We start from the raw sequence: 15345 nt of genomic DNA, 5'->3' as shown, positions 1-15345 counted from the left end.
GCATGATTCGTAGTTAACGGTCTTTAATCTTTGAGCCGCGACAGGCATATAGTGCTTACGCGCGGCATGGCTGGCTTTTCCTGGTCGCCGCCTGCCGCGCGGTGCCCACCCTGGCTTTCACCGGCCGGGTATTCCGGAACATCAGTCGACCACCGGATCGACGGTTGAGAGGTACAGGCTCAGTTCGTGTCCGCACCCGTGAGGTTCCCCCGCTTTTACGTGACCGCCCCGGCTCCGTGCCCATATCTGCCGGGTCGTCAGGAGCGGAAGGTCTTCACGGAACTCGCCGGACCCGATTCTGACGCTCTCAACGATGCCCTTGGCCGGATCGGCTTTCGCCGCAGCCAGACAGTTGCCTATCGGCCCAGCTGTGCCGGCTGCAACGCCTGCGTATCGGTACGCGTGGTGGCGGAGGAATTCGTGCCGTCGCGCACGCAGAGCCGGACCATGGCAAAGAACGCCGATCTGGTCGCATCGGCCTGCCGTCCCTGGTCGACGGTGGAGCAATACGATCTTCTCCAGCAATATCTGAAGGCGCGCCATCCGGGCGGCGGCATGTCGGCGATGGATTCGATGGATTATGCCGACATGATCGAGCAGACGCCCGTCACCTCCTATGTCGTGGAATATCGCGAACCCGACGTCGACGGACGGCCCGGACGGCTTGTCGGGGCCTGCCTGACGGACCGCCAGAACGACGGTCTTTCAATGATCTATTCGTTCTACGATCCCCACCATCCCGACCGATCGGGGCTTGGCAATTACATCATACTCGACCACATTGACCGCGCCGCGAAGGCCGGATTGCCCTATGTCTATCTGGGCTATTGGATCGAGGGGTCGACGCGCATGCAATACAAGATCCGTTACCGGCCTCTCGAGCGGCTGGGTCGCGAAGGCTGGGAACGTTTCGATGCGGGCAGGCAGGATGCGCTTATTGCCGCGACGGTTGCGCAGCCGCGCGCCGATAGCGACAAGGCGCAGGCCGGCGGCAGCAAGGACGGCATGCCCTGTCCCCAGGATCGGTATCGCATCCTCGAAGGCTGAGGCGGGCGCCGGGGGCTTTCGCCTTATTCCATCTCCATTTTCGTCATGGCGCGCCAGCATGCTGGCGATGGCCGCTGTCGCCCTTGTGTCGCAGACGGCTGTGCCGCCGATGGCCCGCGCGCAGAGCATGGACGCCGATGCGGAGCTTGAAGAACTGATCCCCGATTCCGCGGTGACCGATCCCGAAGGCTGGGCCATGGATACCGAAGCGGCGACCGCCATCGTTGCCGAGGAAGATGATCCCGATTCGCCGATGGTCGACACCGGCTTCTCGCTCGACTGGCCCGAGGAGGACGATTTCACCGTCGAGATCGACGATATCGAACCCGACCCCCGCCTCGAACAATTGCTCAGCCGCGAGAACGGCATCCCTGCGCAGGAGCTCGCGCTGCCCGAAATGTCGCAGCGCGGCGGCGGCGAGGACGACGGCGAAGAGGATGCGCTGGTCGAGACGCAATTGTCCAAACGGATCACGCTCAGCCATCCGGCATCCTTTGCCGAGTTCGGTGCGTTCGGCGAGTTTACCGACCGGTTCGCAGGGCTATCGGATATCGAGACCTTGCGCGATTCCGACGACAATTTCGCACAGCTTGCCAACCGGGCCGAGGAAGACGCCGCGCTGCTGTCGGACATGCTGGCGGTCTATGGTTTCTACGACGCCGATGTGCGCCAGCGCACCCAGACCCCGCCCGAAGGCGAGGGTTCGGGCGAGGACGGGGCGATCGTGCCAGGCGATGCGCGTTTCATCTTCACCATCGATCCCGGCCAGCGCTATCGCTATGGCGAGGTCACGCTTCCCGGTATTGCGGACACGGGCGAAGACTATGAACCGCTGCGCCAGTCGTTCGAGATCGAAACGGGCGATTTCATCCAGGAAGACCGCATCGTGCGCGAGCGGATCGACCTGGAGGTCGCCTTGGGCGAAACCGGCTATGCCTTTGCCGAAACGGCCCGGCCCGACCTGCTGATCGACCATTCGCGCGACGAGGGCGATCTGTCGCTTTCGGTCACGCCGGGCGGCAAGTACCGGTTCGGCGACGTCATCAGCAGCGATCCCGACTTCCTGTCGAGCAAGCATTTGCAGGAAATCGCGCAATTCGACGTCGGCGATCTCTACCGCCAGAGCGGGGTGGAGGACCTGCGGCGCGCGATCCTGGGCACCGGGCTCGTCTCTTCCCTCACGCTGACGCCGCGCGTTGCGAGCGAACCTGTCGCTGGCGAGCCGGGCATCGTCGACATCGACGTCGGCATCACCCCGGCGCCGCTGCGCACCATCGCGGGGGCGGTCGGCTATGACACGGGCCGCGGCATCCGGACCGAGGTGAGCTGGGAGCACCGCAACCTGTTCCCGCCCGAGGGGATGCTGCAATTGCACGCCATCGCCGGCACGCAGGAACAGCTGGTCGGCGCGACTTTCCGGCGCAACAACTGGCGCGGGCGCGACCGGATGCTGACGCTGGATGTCTTCGCCAACACCATCGACCGCGACGCCTTCGAAGCGCGCACCATTTCGGGCGTCGCCAAGATCGAGCGCGTGTCGACCCTGCTGTTCCAGAAAGTGCTGGCATGGTCGGTCGGGCTGGAACTGGTCGCCACGCAGGAACGCGAAGGGACGCTGGGCGGACTGACCGGCCCGCGCGAGACCTATTTCGTGGCCGCGCTGCCGGGCGAGATCGTCTACGACAAGAGCGACGATCTGCTCGACCCCACGCGCGGCTGGCGCGTCTCGCTGTTCGCATCGCCCGAGATTTCGCACACCGGCGGCGACCGCTCGACCTATCTGCGCAGCTGGCTGGAGGGCCGCTATTACCAGCCGGTCAGCGAAAGGCTGGTCGTGGCGGGGCGCGCGAAATTCGGCACGATCACCGGCACCGGGATCAGCGATATCGCGCCCTCGCGCAGGCTCTATGCGGGCGGCGGCGGATCGGTGCGCGGCTATGGCTATCAGCAGATCGGCCCGCAGGACGATCTGGGCGATCCGACGGGCGGCCGCTCGCTCAGCGAATTCTCGCTGGAGGCGCGTTATCGCACCGGGCTGCTGGGCGGAGCGATCTCGATCGTGCCGTTCATCGATGCGGGCACGGTTGCGAACGACAGCACGCCCGGCCTGTCGGACATGCAATATGGCGCGGGCATCGGCGTGCGCTATCACACCAGCTTTGGCCCGCTGCGCGTCGATCTGGCGACCCCGATCAATCCGCGGCCGGACGATGACCGGATCGCGGTCTATATCTCGCTGGGGCAGGCGTTCTGATGGCGCAGGACGTCGAACAGCAAGGCGAAACGCCGCCGCCCAAGCCAAAACGCGACTGGGGCCGGTACTGGCGCATTCGCATCGCGGCGGGGCTGATCGCATTGATAGGCCTGCTCGGGCTGGGCGCGGTGCTGATCGACAGCCCGATCGGGCACCGCTTCATCGCCAACAGTCTTGCCTCCTATGCCCCCGCATCGGGGCTGCGCATCCGCATCGGCCGGATCGAGGGCTCTCTGCTTCGCGAGGCGGAGCTGACCGATGTCGTCCTGTCCGATCCGCAGGGCGAGTTTCTGCGCGTGCCCGAGGTCGAGCTCGACTGGCGGCCGCTGCACTGGTTTACCAGCGGGCTGGACGTACGCAGGCTGATCGCAAGGCGCGGCCATCTGTTGCGCATGCCAAAGCTCAATCCCGGTGATCCCGATGCGCCGATCCTGCCGAATTTCGACATCCGCATCGACCGCCTGCAGATAGAGGATCTGCGCGTCGACGAAAGCATCGCGGGGACCGAACGCAAGATCGACCTGCTCGGCCGCGCCGACATCACCGACGGACGCGCCAAGATCGACCTGTTCGGAAGGCTGGGGGGCGAGGACCGCCTGATCGCAACGCTGGATGCCGACGAAAGCGACGACCGGCTCAATCTGCTCGTCCATTACAATGCGCCGGCGGGCGGATTGCTGGCGGGCATGACGGGGGCAGAGGAGGACCTGCAGGTCCATATCGGCGGCAAGGGCCGGTGGAGCGACTGGAAGGGTTATGGCCGCGTCCGTCAGGGTGAGGATAATTTCGCCGCCATGACGCTGACCAAGCAGGGCGAGATCTATGGCCTGCTGGGGCAGGTTCGGCCCGACGGCTATCTGTCAGGAATCGCGCAAAGGGCGGTGGGCGACGTGCTGAACGTCAATGCGCGCGGCACGTTTCAGGACAGCGTGATCGACGGGCGCTATGTGCTGGTCGGCGCGGGGGCGGAAGTTCTGGCAAGAGGTGCGATCGACCTGAACGCCAATCGCCTGACGGATTTCGGTGCGCTTGTGCGCGCGACCGATCCGGCGATCCTTGGCGGCGATCTGCGCACGCAGGGTCTGCAGGCGCGCCTGGGGCTTGAGGGGCAGTTCCGCGACGATCTGGCCATCGCCTATACGCTCGATGCCGCGCGGCTGACATCCGGCCCGGCCAGCGTGGCTGGGCTGAACGCGACGGGCAATGGCAACTGGAACGGCTCGCGCCTGCAACTGCCGGTCCGCGCCACCGCGCGCGAGATCAGCAGCGGCAGCGCCTTCGTCGATCCGCGGCTGCGCGGCGCGCGGCTTGCGGCGACGCTGACCTATGCGAACGGCAGGCTGGTCGCGCCCGATATGGTGTTCGATTCCTCGGGGCTCGGCGCGCGGCTGGCGCTTGATGGCGATGTCCGGCGGGGCCGCTATCGGCTGAGCGGTCCGCTCATCGCCAATGGCGTCATGCTGCAAGGGCTGGGTAGCGCAAATGCGCGCGCGCAGGCCGACCTGCTGCTGACGAGCGGGCAGGGCTGGCAACTGACCGCAAAGGTCGACGGGCGCGTGACCCGCGTCACCAATGCCACGGTCGAGACCTATATCGGCGCGCCGATCTCATTCAGCGCGGATCTGTCGATGGCATCGTCCGCACCCCTGCTGATCCGCAGCGCAAGGATCGACGCGCCCTTGCTGGACCTGACGCTTTCGGGCGAACGCGCTCTCGACGGCACCGTGCAGCTTGCGGGCGAGGGGCGGCATGAGAATTTCGGCCCCTTCACCATCGACGGAACGCTGGATGGCGAGGGGCCGCGCGCGGAACTCGTTCTGTCCGATCCCCTCCCGGCAGGCGGCGTGACCGACATGCGCATCGCCATCGCGCCCAGCGAGGACGGGTTCCTGATCGATACCGAGGGCCAGTCAATGCTGGGGCCGTTCGCGGGCAATTTCGGCCTTGTCGCCGCGGAGGACGAGCCGCTGCGCATCTCGGTCAACCGCTTTACGCTCAGCGATACGGTGATGTCGGGCGAACTGCTGGCCGAAGAAGGCGGTCTAGCGGGCGATCTGGCGCTGGAGGGCGGCGGGGTGACCGGCACGGTCGCCTTGTCGCCGCAGCAGGCGGGGCAGGGGATCGACGCCGATATCGTGCTGCGCAACGCAAGGTTCGAGGGCGAGGAACCGATTACCGTGCGGCTGGCGCATATCAAGGCGCAGGGCGTGCTGGGTGAGAGCGTCACCATCGACGGCGGGATCAACGCGCAGGGTATCGGACGCGGGCAGTTGTTCGTCGGACGCCTTGCTGCCGAGGGAAGGCTGGAGAACGGCGAAGGCACCTTCAGGGCGCTGGTCGCCGGGCGGCGGGGGAGCCGGTTCTTCATGCGGCTGGCGGGCGATGTCTCGAACGACAGGATCGAGGTGGCCGGACGTGGCCGTTATGGCGGGCGGCGCATTTCCATGCCGCGTGCCCTCGTCGTGCTGCGCGACGAAAGCGGCTGGGCGCTGCAGCGTAGCCAGATCGAGTTTGCCGGCGGCAAGATCCAGGCCGAGGGCCGCTTTGGCGGAGGCACGGAGGTGCATGTCCGCGTCGTCGACATGCCGCTCGACGTCGCGAATCTGTTCGTCTCGAACCTCGACATTGGCGGCAAGGTGTCGGGCATCGTCGATTTCAGCGATGCACCCGGCACGCCCGCGACCGGCCGCGCGCGGCTGCTGTTCGACGATCTGACGCGATCCGGGCTGGTCCTGACCTCGCGCCCGGTCGACCTTGCCATGGTCGCTCAGCTGACGCCCGACGATATCGAGATGCGAACCGTCATTCGCGAGGACGCAAGCCGGCACGGACGGCTGCAGGCGCGCATTTCCGGCCTGCCGGCGGAAGGCACGCTGCTCGAACGGCTTCGCGCCGGATCGCTGTTCGCGCAATTGCGCTATGGCGGCCCCGCCGATGCACTCTGGCGATTGACGGCGGTCGAGCTGTTCGATGTGACGGGCGATGTGCGCATCGCGGGCGACATGCGCGGAACGCTCGCCGATCCGCAGATCCGCGGCACCCTGCGCGGCGACGGATTGCGGCTGCAGAGCACGCTGACGGGCACCGATGTGACCGACATATCGGTGCTGGGCACGTTCGACGGTTCGGTGCTGCGCCTGCCGCGTTTCAGCGGAACGGCGGGCAGCGGCACCGTCAGGGGCAGCGGATCGGTCGATCTGTCGCGCGTCTTCAGTACCGGGGTAGGCATGGACATCAGGCTGGCGGCGAACAATGCGCGCGTGCTGAACCGCGACGACATGGCCGCGGTGGTCAGCGGCCCGCTCCGTATCGTCGCGCGTGACAATGTCGGGACGGTCGCAGGCCGTCTCGACATGATCTCGGGCCGGTGGAGACTGGGCCGCGCTAGCGAGGTGGAACGTCTGCCCAGCATCCCGCGGCGCGAGATCAACCTCCCGGCCGACCGACAGACGCGCCAAGCGGCGGGCACGCCGTGGCGCTATCTGATCGACGTGCAGGCGAAAAATCGCTTTACCGTCAAGGGCATGGGCCTCGACAGTGAATGGGGCGTCGATGTGCGGCTGCGCGGCAATACGAATGAGCCGATCCTGTTCGGCCAGGCCGACCTCGTCCGCGGCGGATACCAGTTCGCGGGCAAGCGCTTCGACCTTGCGCGCGGACGCATCAGCTTTTCCGGCGAAAACCCGCCCGACCCGCGCCTCGATGTCGAGGCGGAGGCCGACGTCAACGACATCAATGCGACGATCCTGATCCAGGGCACCGCTTTTTCGCCCGAAATCAGCTTCTCGTCCGTACCCGCGCTACCCGAAGAGGAGGTGCTGTCGCGCCTGCTGTTCGGCGATTCGGTCGCCAACATCTCCGCGCCCGAAGCGCTGCAACTGGGCGCGGCGCTGGCTGCGTTCCAGAGCGGCGGCGGGGGCGGTCTGGACCCGATCAACGAATTGCGCAGCGCGATCGGGGTCGACCGGCTGCGCGTGATTGGCGCGGACGAGGCGCTGGGACGCGGCACCAGCGTCGCGGTGGGCGAATATATCGGCCGCAATCTCTATGTAGAGCTGGTCACCGACGGCAAGGGTTACAGCGCGACGGAACTGGAGTTCCGCGTCACCAGCTGGCTGTCCCTGCTGGCGACCGTGTCCTCGCTGAATTACAACGCGGTCACGGCCGAGATCAGCAAGGATTACTGACGGGCCCGATACCCACTCAGGCCGGTTCCGTCAGGCCAATTCGTTCAGGGCTGTTTCAGCACCGCGTCGATGGGAATGACCACGCCATTGCTGGCCAGTACCGGTGCGCCGCTCACGGTCGCCGTGCGGCCATTGTCGTCGGTGACGGTCAGGCGGTCGCCCTGCATCGCAAAGCGCATCATGCCGTCGCCCATGGTCTGGATCGACACCTGCCCGTCCTGCACCTCGATCGCGTTCTCGATATCCTCGGGCGTCAGTGCGCCGGGCAGCACATGTTCGCGCAATATGGCTGCAAGCACGGCATTTCGATCCACTTCGGGCATGTCGCCAAGGCCGGCAATCGCATCGATCGATGCATCGCTGGGCGCCAGAACGGTATAGGCCGCGCTGCCGTCGAAGATCTGGGCAAGGCCGGTCTCCTGCAAAGCCTCGCTCATCGCGCCGGTATCGTCGCCGTCCGCCAGCGCGGCCGCCAGCGTTTCATTGCCGACCGATGCCTCGGCCTCGTCGGGACCTGAATCCGAACAGGCCCCGGCCGGCACGGCTAGCGCAAGCAGCAGGGCGCATCGTTGAACTGTCCGGTTATGCATTATGCTTCCTCTCTCAGGCCAGTAACTCGATGGCCGCGACGATAAGCTGAGTGGTTGGATCGACCTGATAGACGTATCCGTCGCTATAGCGATAGCGTGCATCGGGCCCGTCGCGATAGCGATCTCTATATCCATAGGGCACATTATAGACCTCATAGCCCGAGGGCATCGGCTGCCCGATCCGGAAATCGCTTCCGGTCAGCAGCGCCGCGATCGAGGTGATCGCGTCGGTCTGCGGATCGGTGCGATAGATCACATTGTCGGCATAGCGATAGCTGGGGCCAAGGCTGTAATAATCCTGCGTGTAGCGGGGCAGGGGGTCCTCGTCATACCAGCTTGGCCATGCATTGCCGACCGAAAGCGCCCCGCCCAGCAGCGGGTAATAGCCGAGGATCGACCCCGCCTCGGACAGCCGGACGAGATTGCCGCCGTAATAGCGATAGCGTCCGTCCGACAGGCCGGGCAGCCCCCACCATCCGCTGTCGTCGAAGCGATAGGGATCGCGCCGGTCCAGACCGGGCGGGGTGCAGCCATTAAGTTTCTTGGCAAGGCCGGGCGGGCACCCGTCGAGTATGCCGCGATCGCGGATAAGGCGGTCGTTGCGTGCGAAGATCAGCGTGGCGGGATCGTCGCCATAGCGGATCCGGGTGTTGCGATTGCCGTTGCCGTTGTTGCCCCGCTGGGCCGGGAAGCGTTGCGCCTGCGCGCCGTTGCCGTTGCCGTTATTGACCTTCGGACCGGCTGAATTCGCACGATTGCCGTTGCCACGCATGTCGAGATTTGCGGCCTTCGCCTGACCGGGCGCGACATCATTGCCATTGCCATTGCCATTGCCATTGCCGCGCTGGCCCTGACCCTGACCATTGCCATTGCCATTGCCATTGCCATTACCGTTTCGGGCGCCATTGCCTGGCTGGTCCCTTTCGACCGGACCTTTCCGTGCGGCTCCATTGCCGGCGTTGCCATTGCCACCGGGTCCCTTGTCAGGACTGCGCGCCTGCGCCGGCGGACCGCCATTGCCATTACCGTTGCCGCCGCCTTGGCCCTTTCCTTCGGGCTGCGCGAGCGCACCAGTCGCTGCCAGAGCCAGCGCGGCGATGCCGCCGGCGACTCCGCGGGCAAGCACCCGGGACGAGATAGAGCTTATCATATGTTTACCTGCGAATTGCTTTTGACAGCAACGCTTTGGGTTCGCAGCCGTTCCTTTCGATCGGGCAGGCAGGGCGGGGTCGCGGGATGGTGTTGCAAGACGGCACATTCATGCACGGACCCGTCGGAACACGAAAAGGGCGCGGAAGATCGAATCTTCCGCGCCCCAATCCGCCGGGCGCACCCGGCTATGTCATGCAGCGTATCAGGCGCTGTAGTACATGTCGTATTCGACCGGGCTGGGCGTGGTTTCAAAGCGCAGGACTTCTTCCCACTTCAGCTCGCAATAGGCGTCGATCTGGTCCTTCGAGAAGACGCCGCCTTCCAGCAGGAACTCGTGATCGGCTTCCAGCGACATCAGCGCTTCGCGCAGCGAACCGCAGACGGTCGGAACCTCGGCCAGCTCTGCCGGGGGCAGGTCATAGAGGTTCTTGTCCATGGCCTCGCCCGGGTGGATCTTGTTCTTGATCCCGTCGATGCCCGCCATCAGCAGCGCGGCGAACGACAGATAGGGGTTCGCCAGCGGATCGGGGAAGCGGAACTCGACGCGCTTCGCCTTTTCACCCGCACCGTAAGGAATACGGCACGAAGCCGACCGGTTGCGCGCCGAATATGCGAGCAGCACGGGTGCCTCGAAGCCCGGCACCAGACGCTTGTAGCTGTTGGTGGTCGGGTTGGTGAAGGCATTCAGCGCCTTGGCATGCTTGATGACGCCGCCGATGTAATACAGGCAGTTGTCCGAAAGGCCGGCATAGCCATTGCCCGCGAAGGTCGGCTTGCCATTGTCCCAGATCGACATGTGGGTGTGCATGCCGCTGCCGTTGTCGGCCTTGATCGGCTTGGGCATGAAGGTCGCAGTCTTGCCATAGGCCTGCGCGACCATCTGCACGACATACTTGTAGATCTGCACGCGGTCCGCGGTCTGCGTCAGCGTGCCGAAGGTGATGCCAAGCTCGTGCTGGGCCGAGGCGACCTCGTGGTGGTGCTTGTCCATGGGCAGGCCCATTTCCACCATGGTCGAGACCATTTCGGCGCGGATGTCCATGCAGCTGTCGACCGGCGGCACGGGGAAATAGCCGCCCTTGGCGCGCGGGCGGTGGCCCAGATTGCCGGCTTCGTATTCCTTGTTGGTGTTGCCGGGCAGCTCGATGTCGTCGATCTTGAAGCCCGAACCGTCGTAGCCGTCATAGAAACGCACGTCGTCGAACATGAAGAACTCGGGCTCGGGGCCGACATAGACGGTGTCGCCGATGCCGCTCGACTTCAGGAAAGCCTCGGCGCGCTTGGCGGTCGAGCGCGGGTCTCGCATGTACAGCTCACCGGTGGAGGGTTCGACGATGTCGCAGAACAGCACCAGCATCGGGGTCGCCGAGAACGGATCGACATAGCACGCGTCGAGATCGGGCTTGAGGATCATGTCCGATTCGTTGATGGCCTTCCAGCCCTCGATCGACGAACCGTCGAACATCAGACCCTGCTCAAGCGCGTCCTCGTCCAACGGGGCGGCGAGCATCTGGAGGTGCTGCCACTTGCCCTTGGGGTCGGTGAAGCGCAGATCGACCCATTCGATCTCCTCGTCCTTGATCCTTTTCAGGATGTCCTTTGCAGAGGCCATTTTGATCCCTTTCATGGAAGACCCGGCGTCCAGTGCCGGGCTATTTGCGGTAATGTTTGCCCCCGGTCGCCGGGAGCGGGGAAAATCAGATCGCGTCGGCGTTCTGTTCGCCGGTGCGGATGCGGATCGCGGTTTCGATCGGCGAGACGAAGATCTTGCCATCGCCGATGCGGCCGGTCTGGGCGGCGTTCACGATCGCCTCGATCACGCGGTCCACCGTCTCGCTGGGAACGACGACTTCCAGTTTCACCTTGGGGAGAAAGTCGACGACATATTCGGCGCCGCGATAGAGTTCGGTGTGGCCTTTCTGTCGTCCGAAACCCTTCGCCTCTGTCACGGTGATGCCGGAGACGCCCACCTCGTGGAGCGCTTCCTTCACCTCGTCCAGCTTGAACGGCTTGATAATCGCCTCGACCTTTTTCACGCTGTCAGCCTGAGCCCCCGCATAATTCGTTCTGTCCGTTCGGCGCATGCACCGGCCACCTGTCACGCGCGGCAGCCGCGAAGAATCGCGCCGATGTCGAAGCGAAAGACTAGGCGCTGAAAAAGGCCTGCGAAAGGGGCGGATTAACGATTCACAAGGGTTTTTGCGTCTGCACACGCAAGATCATTGCCGAGGGTGCCCGCCGCTGTTCAACGCTTATGCAAGCCGTGCCCGTTTTTTGGGCAGTGCCAATTCGATAGGCGCGTTTTCAGCCCGGCGGACTCAGCCGCAGTCCCTGCGTTTCGGGAAGGCCCGCCATCAGGTTGAGGTTCTGCACCGCCGCACCGCCCGCACCCTTGCCCAGATTGTCGAGCCGCGCGATCAGCCGCGCCTGCGATCCGTCCGCCGATCCGAATACGAAGAGGTCGAGGCAATCGCTGGCAGGCGTATCGGCGTGCAGCAAAAGCTCTGCAGGCGTATCCGGCGATACGTTCACCAGCGAGCTGCCCGCATAGAATTCCGCCAAGGCGCTGCGCAAGGCATCGGGATCCACCGCACCCGGCATCGCACCGATCGGAAGCGGCACCTCGACCACCATGCCGCGATAGGCGTCGACCACGGCGGGGGCGAACAGCGGCTCGTGGGCAAGCCCCGCCAGCGCCTTCATCTCGGCAACATGCTTGTGCCCCATGGAAAGGCCATAGGCGCGAAAGGCGATGGATTTGCCGTCCTGCTTCGCGCCCTCGAAATGCTCGATCAGCGCCTTGCCGCCGCCCGAATAGCCCGACACCGCATTGACCATGTAGGGCCAGTCGGCAGGCAGCAGTCCCGCGCGCACCAGCGGCGCGATCAGCGCGAGGAAACCGGTGGGATAGCAGCCGGGATTGGCGACGAAGCGCGCCTGCGCCACCTTGTCATGGCCCACCAGTTCCGGGAAACCATAGGTCCAGCCCGGCGCGACGCGGTGCGCGGTCGATGCATCGATCACGCGCGTGCGATCGTTGCGGATCATCGCCACCGCCGCGCGCGCCGCATCGTCGGGCAGACACAGCACCGCGATGTCGCAATCGTTCAGCGCCTCGGCGCGGGCGGCATCGTCCTTGCGCCGGTCCTCGGGCAGGATGATCAGCGACAGCTCTTCACGGCCAGACAGCCGCTCGGCAATCTCAAGGCCGGTGGTGCCGGCGGCACCGTCGATGAAAACGTTTGTCATGCTTGGGTGCGTCATTCCTGGGGGCGTCATGCGCAGGGCTTCAGCAGGGCGAGCGGGACATAGCCGACCGGCCCGAACTCAAGCCCATCACCGGGCTCGCCCGCGATCACGCCCCACGCCCAGTCGCCCGCCATGTCGAGCACGTCGAACACGCCGTTCGCAACCAGTGCGCCGACGGGATCGGCATGCTGCGCGGACTGCGCAAATACGGGTGTCGCCTGCGTCGCGCGGTGCGGCATCGGCACCGCGTAATGCGGCACGAACACCTTGCCGGCCAGACGCACATGCGCAAGATCGCCGCGCACCGGCATATGCACCGGGTCAAAGCGCGTGCTGACGCCGGATAGGGCGAAGGATTGTCCGGCAGGAACGGTGGCGGCGTTATCGGTCAAGGCAGTCGATCAGTCATGGTGGCGATGGGTCATTGCGCCATGGCGCTATGACGGGCGCTTAGACGCGCGGTGCCCTTAGGGCAAGTTCCGCACTATCCTCGCCGACAGACCCTTCGCCTTGCGGTCAGCGCGAATAGCGTGCCTTCAGCATATGCCATGCCGCCCGCAGGCCCAGCGATGCGCCGCCCTTGGGCCGGCCCGGCTTGGCGGCGGGACGCCATGCGAATGTGTCGAAATGCGCCCATTCGATGTCGTCACCGACAAAGCGGTCGAGGAACAGCGCCGCCGTCGTCGCCCCGGCAAAGCCGCCGCTGGCCGAATTGGCGATATCGGCGATGTCGCTCTTCAGCATGTCGCGATAGGTCTCCTCAAGCGGGAGCCGCCACACGCTGTCGTCATGCGCCTTGCCCGCCGCGATCAGCTCGTCAGACGTCTCGTCGCGGCGCGTGAACAATGCAGGCAGATCGGGGCCGAGCGCCACGCGTGCCGCGCCGGTGAGCGTGGCGAAGTCGATGATGAATTCCGGCTTCTCCTCGCTGGCGCGGGTCAGCGCGTCGCCCAGGATCAGCCGGCCCTCGGCGTCGGTATTGGTGATCTCGACCGACAGGCCCTTGCGCGAATCGAGCACGTCGCCGGGGCGAAACGCATTGCCCGAAATTGCATTCTCGACCGTCGGAATCACAAGATGCAGCCGGACCTTCAGCCCGCGCTCCATGATCAGCTTTGCCAGTGCGAGCGCATGGGCCGATCCGCCCATGTCCTTCTTCATCAGCAGCATGCCCGCGCTGCTCTTCACGTCGAGTCCGCCCGAATCGAAGGTCACGCCCTTGCCGACCACGGCGATGCGCGGCGCGTCCTTGGGTCCCCAGTGCAGTTCGATCAGCCGCGGCGCATGGGCGCGCGCCGCCGCGCGGCCGACCGCGTGCACCATCGGAAATTCTTTTTCCAGCGCATCGCCGCGGGTCACGCTGACCTCGGCGTCGAAAGCCTTGGCGATGGCCGTCACCTGCGCCTCGATCGCTTCCGGACCCATGTCCTCGGCAGGCGTGTTGACCATGTCGCGCACCAGATTGGCCGCCTCGGCCTCGGCGATGGCTTCGTCGATCAGCGCGACCTCGCCCGTCAGCAGGATGCGCGGCCCTTCGGCGTCCTTGTCCTCGCGGTAGCGGGTGAAGCGATATTGCGCGGTCTGCCAGCCGAACAGCGCGGGGCCGGGATCGCCACCCGCGCGGCGATAGGTGCCCGCAGGCAGCTTCTCGGCCAGCTTGGCCATGCACCAGCTGGACAGCTCATCGGGATTGGCGACGCCGCCGACCGCGAACCAGCCGGGGCCGGTCCCGTCGCTGTCGGGGACGATGGCGGTCTGGTACCCCTTGCCGGTAAAGCCCTGCGCCTTCAGCGCGGCGCGCTGCGGGCCCGACAGGCCCTTGGCCCAGTCGTCGAAACCGTCCTTGTTCACGAGATGGATGGGGATCGCGTCCTGTCCGCGATCGGGCTGGATCAGCGCAGTCTTTTCGGTCATGCTTGTGCCTGTAACGCGCTGCTGCCCCGAAGAGCGAGCAAAATCCGCAGGATTTGGCAAAAGACGTTCGGGGACATGATCTGAACCGGAAATCGGGGGGAATTGGGGATGATGGTCACGCGCAAACGATCCATGTTGCTTCTATGCCTCGCGCCGCTGGCCATGGCGGCAGGGTGCAACCAGGGCGTCGAACCGGCCGAAACGGTGCAGTCGGATTCCGCTGCATCGACCCCGCCTGCGCCGCCACAAGCGGAAACTGCCGCAAAGGCCGTTTCGTTCGAAGACAAGACCGATGACTATCAATTCGGCTATTCCTGGCCCGCCAAGGTCAGCGCGATCCCGCCGCTGGCCGAGCGGCTTGCCAATGAACGCGCCGAAAGTCTGGCCCGGCTGAAGCAGGAGGCCGAGGCATGGCAGCGCGAAGGCGAGGCGCAGGGTTTCGACGCGCCCCCCAATGCCTATGACAAGGAATGGCAGGTCGTCACCGATCTGCCGCGTTTCCTGTCCCTGTCCGCCGATATCTATACCTACTCAGGCGGCGCCCATGGCATGAGCGTGTCGGATTCGCTGGTCTGGGACCGGCAGGACGGCAAGGCCCTGAAACCGACCGCGATGCTCCAGTCGGAAGGCGCGCTCGACCGGGCGGTGCAGGCCCGGTTCTGCGAAGAGCTTGACCGCCAGCGCGCCAAGAAACGCGGCGGCCCCGTCACGCGCAGCGACGACAGCTTCAGCGATTGCATCGCGCCCTCGGCCAACAGCACGCTGATATTCGGGTCGAGTTCGGGCGAATCGTTCGACCGGGTCGGCTTCCTCGTCCCGCCCTATAATGCGGGCCCTTATGCCGAGGGTGCGTATGAGGTCACGCTGCCCGTCGATGCGGGGCTGATCGATGCGATCAGGCCCGAATACCAGCGCTTCTTCACGCCCGCGACTTGATTTCGGCCCGACTTGT

General features: G+C 65.4%; 11 protein-coding genes. 4 read left to right on the top strand and 7 right to left on the bottom strand.

Going from position 1 to position 15345, the window contains the following annotated elements:
• Positions 1–186: 186 nt before the first annotated feature.
• The 3 genes from AC4FIJ_RS08170 to AC4FIJ_RS08160 are packed head-to-tail and all read left to right on the top strand — an operon-like array spanning position 187 to position 7488.
• Positions 187–1047: an arginyltransferase gene (locus AC4FIJ_RS08170; protein ID WP_490336220.1), complete on the top strand. Its 861-nt coding sequence runs from the start codon at positions 187–189 to the stop codon at positions 1045–1047.
• A 58-nt stretch (positions 1048–1105) separates the two neighbouring features.
• A complete protein-coding gene (locus AC4FIJ_RS08165; protein ID WP_490336219.1) occupies positions 1106–3301 on the top strand; it encodes an autotransporter assembly complex protein TamA in 2196 nt (731 codons plus the stop codon).
• On the top strand, positions 3301–7488 hold the full coding sequence (locus AC4FIJ_RS08160) for a translocation/assembly module TamB domain-containing protein (RefSeq protein ID WP_490336218.1): 4188 nt from the start codon (positions 3301–3303) through the stop codon (positions 7486–7488). The genes AC4FIJ_RS08165 and AC4FIJ_RS08160 overlap by 1 nt, the downstream gene beginning before the upstream one ends.
• Positions 7489–7532: 44 nt before the next feature.
• Here AC4FIJ_RS08160 and AC4FIJ_RS08155 read toward each other — a convergent pair whose 3' ends face one another.
• The 7 genes from AC4FIJ_RS08155 to AC4FIJ_RS08125 form a co-directional block, all read right to left on the bottom strand.
• Positions 7533–8078, bottom strand: a complete 546-nt coding sequence (locus AC4FIJ_RS08155; RefSeq protein ID WP_490336217.1) for a fasciclin domain-containing protein — start codon at positions 8076–8078, stop codon at positions 7533–7535.
• A gap of 13 nt (positions 8079–8091) precedes the next feature.
• Positions 8092–9228: a hypothetical protein gene (locus AC4FIJ_RS08150; RefSeq protein WP_490336216.1), complete on the bottom strand. Its 1137-nt coding sequence runs from the start codon at positions 9226–9228 to the stop codon at positions 8092–8094.
• A gap of 204 nt (positions 9229–9432) precedes the next feature.
• Positions 9433–10842, bottom strand: a complete 1410-nt coding sequence (gene glnA, locus AC4FIJ_RS08145; protein ID WP_490336215.1) for a type I glutamate--ammonia ligase — start codon at positions 10840–10842, stop codon at positions 9433–9435.
• 85 nt (positions 10843–10927) lie between these two features.
• Entirely contained in the window at positions 10928–11266 is a 339-nt protein-coding gene (locus AC4FIJ_RS08140; protein WP_490336214.1) for a P-II family nitrogen regulator, read from the bottom strand.
• A gap of 268 nt (positions 11267–11534) precedes the next feature.
• Positions 11535–12479 carry an N-acetyl-gamma-glutamyl-phosphate reductase gene (gene argC, locus AC4FIJ_RS08135; RefSeq protein WP_490336213.1) on the bottom strand — a complete coding sequence of 315 codons (945 nt, stop codon included), beginning with the start codon at positions 12477–12479 and terminating at the stop codon, positions 11535–11537.
• Positions 12480–12505: 26 nt separating this feature from the next.
• Complete coding sequence (locus AC4FIJ_RS08130; protein ID WP_490336212.1) at positions 12506–12871, bottom strand: SH3 domain-containing protein; 366 nt, start codon at positions 12869–12871, stop codon at positions 12506–12508.
• 124 nt (positions 12872–12995) lie between these two features.
• The gene (locus AC4FIJ_RS08125) at positions 12996–14393 is read right to left on the bottom strand and encodes a leucyl aminopeptidase family protein (protein WP_490336211.1); all 1398 of its coding nucleotides are present in this window, start codon (positions 14391–14393) and stop codon (positions 12996–12998) included.
• Positions 14394–14525: 132 nt separating this feature from the next.
• Between AC4FIJ_RS08125 and AC4FIJ_RS08120 the strand changes: the two genes are divergently transcribed.
• Complete coding sequence (locus AC4FIJ_RS08120; protein ID WP_490336210.1) at positions 14526–15329, top strand: DUF4163 domain-containing protein; 804 nt, start codon at positions 14526–14528, stop codon at positions 15327–15329.
• Positions 15330–15345 lie beyond the last annotated feature (16 nt).

This window comes from Croceicoccus sp. (assembly GCF_983967925.1).
Note: the sequence above shows the minus strand (reverse complement) of the source record. Positions and strands in the feature narration are given on the sequence as shown.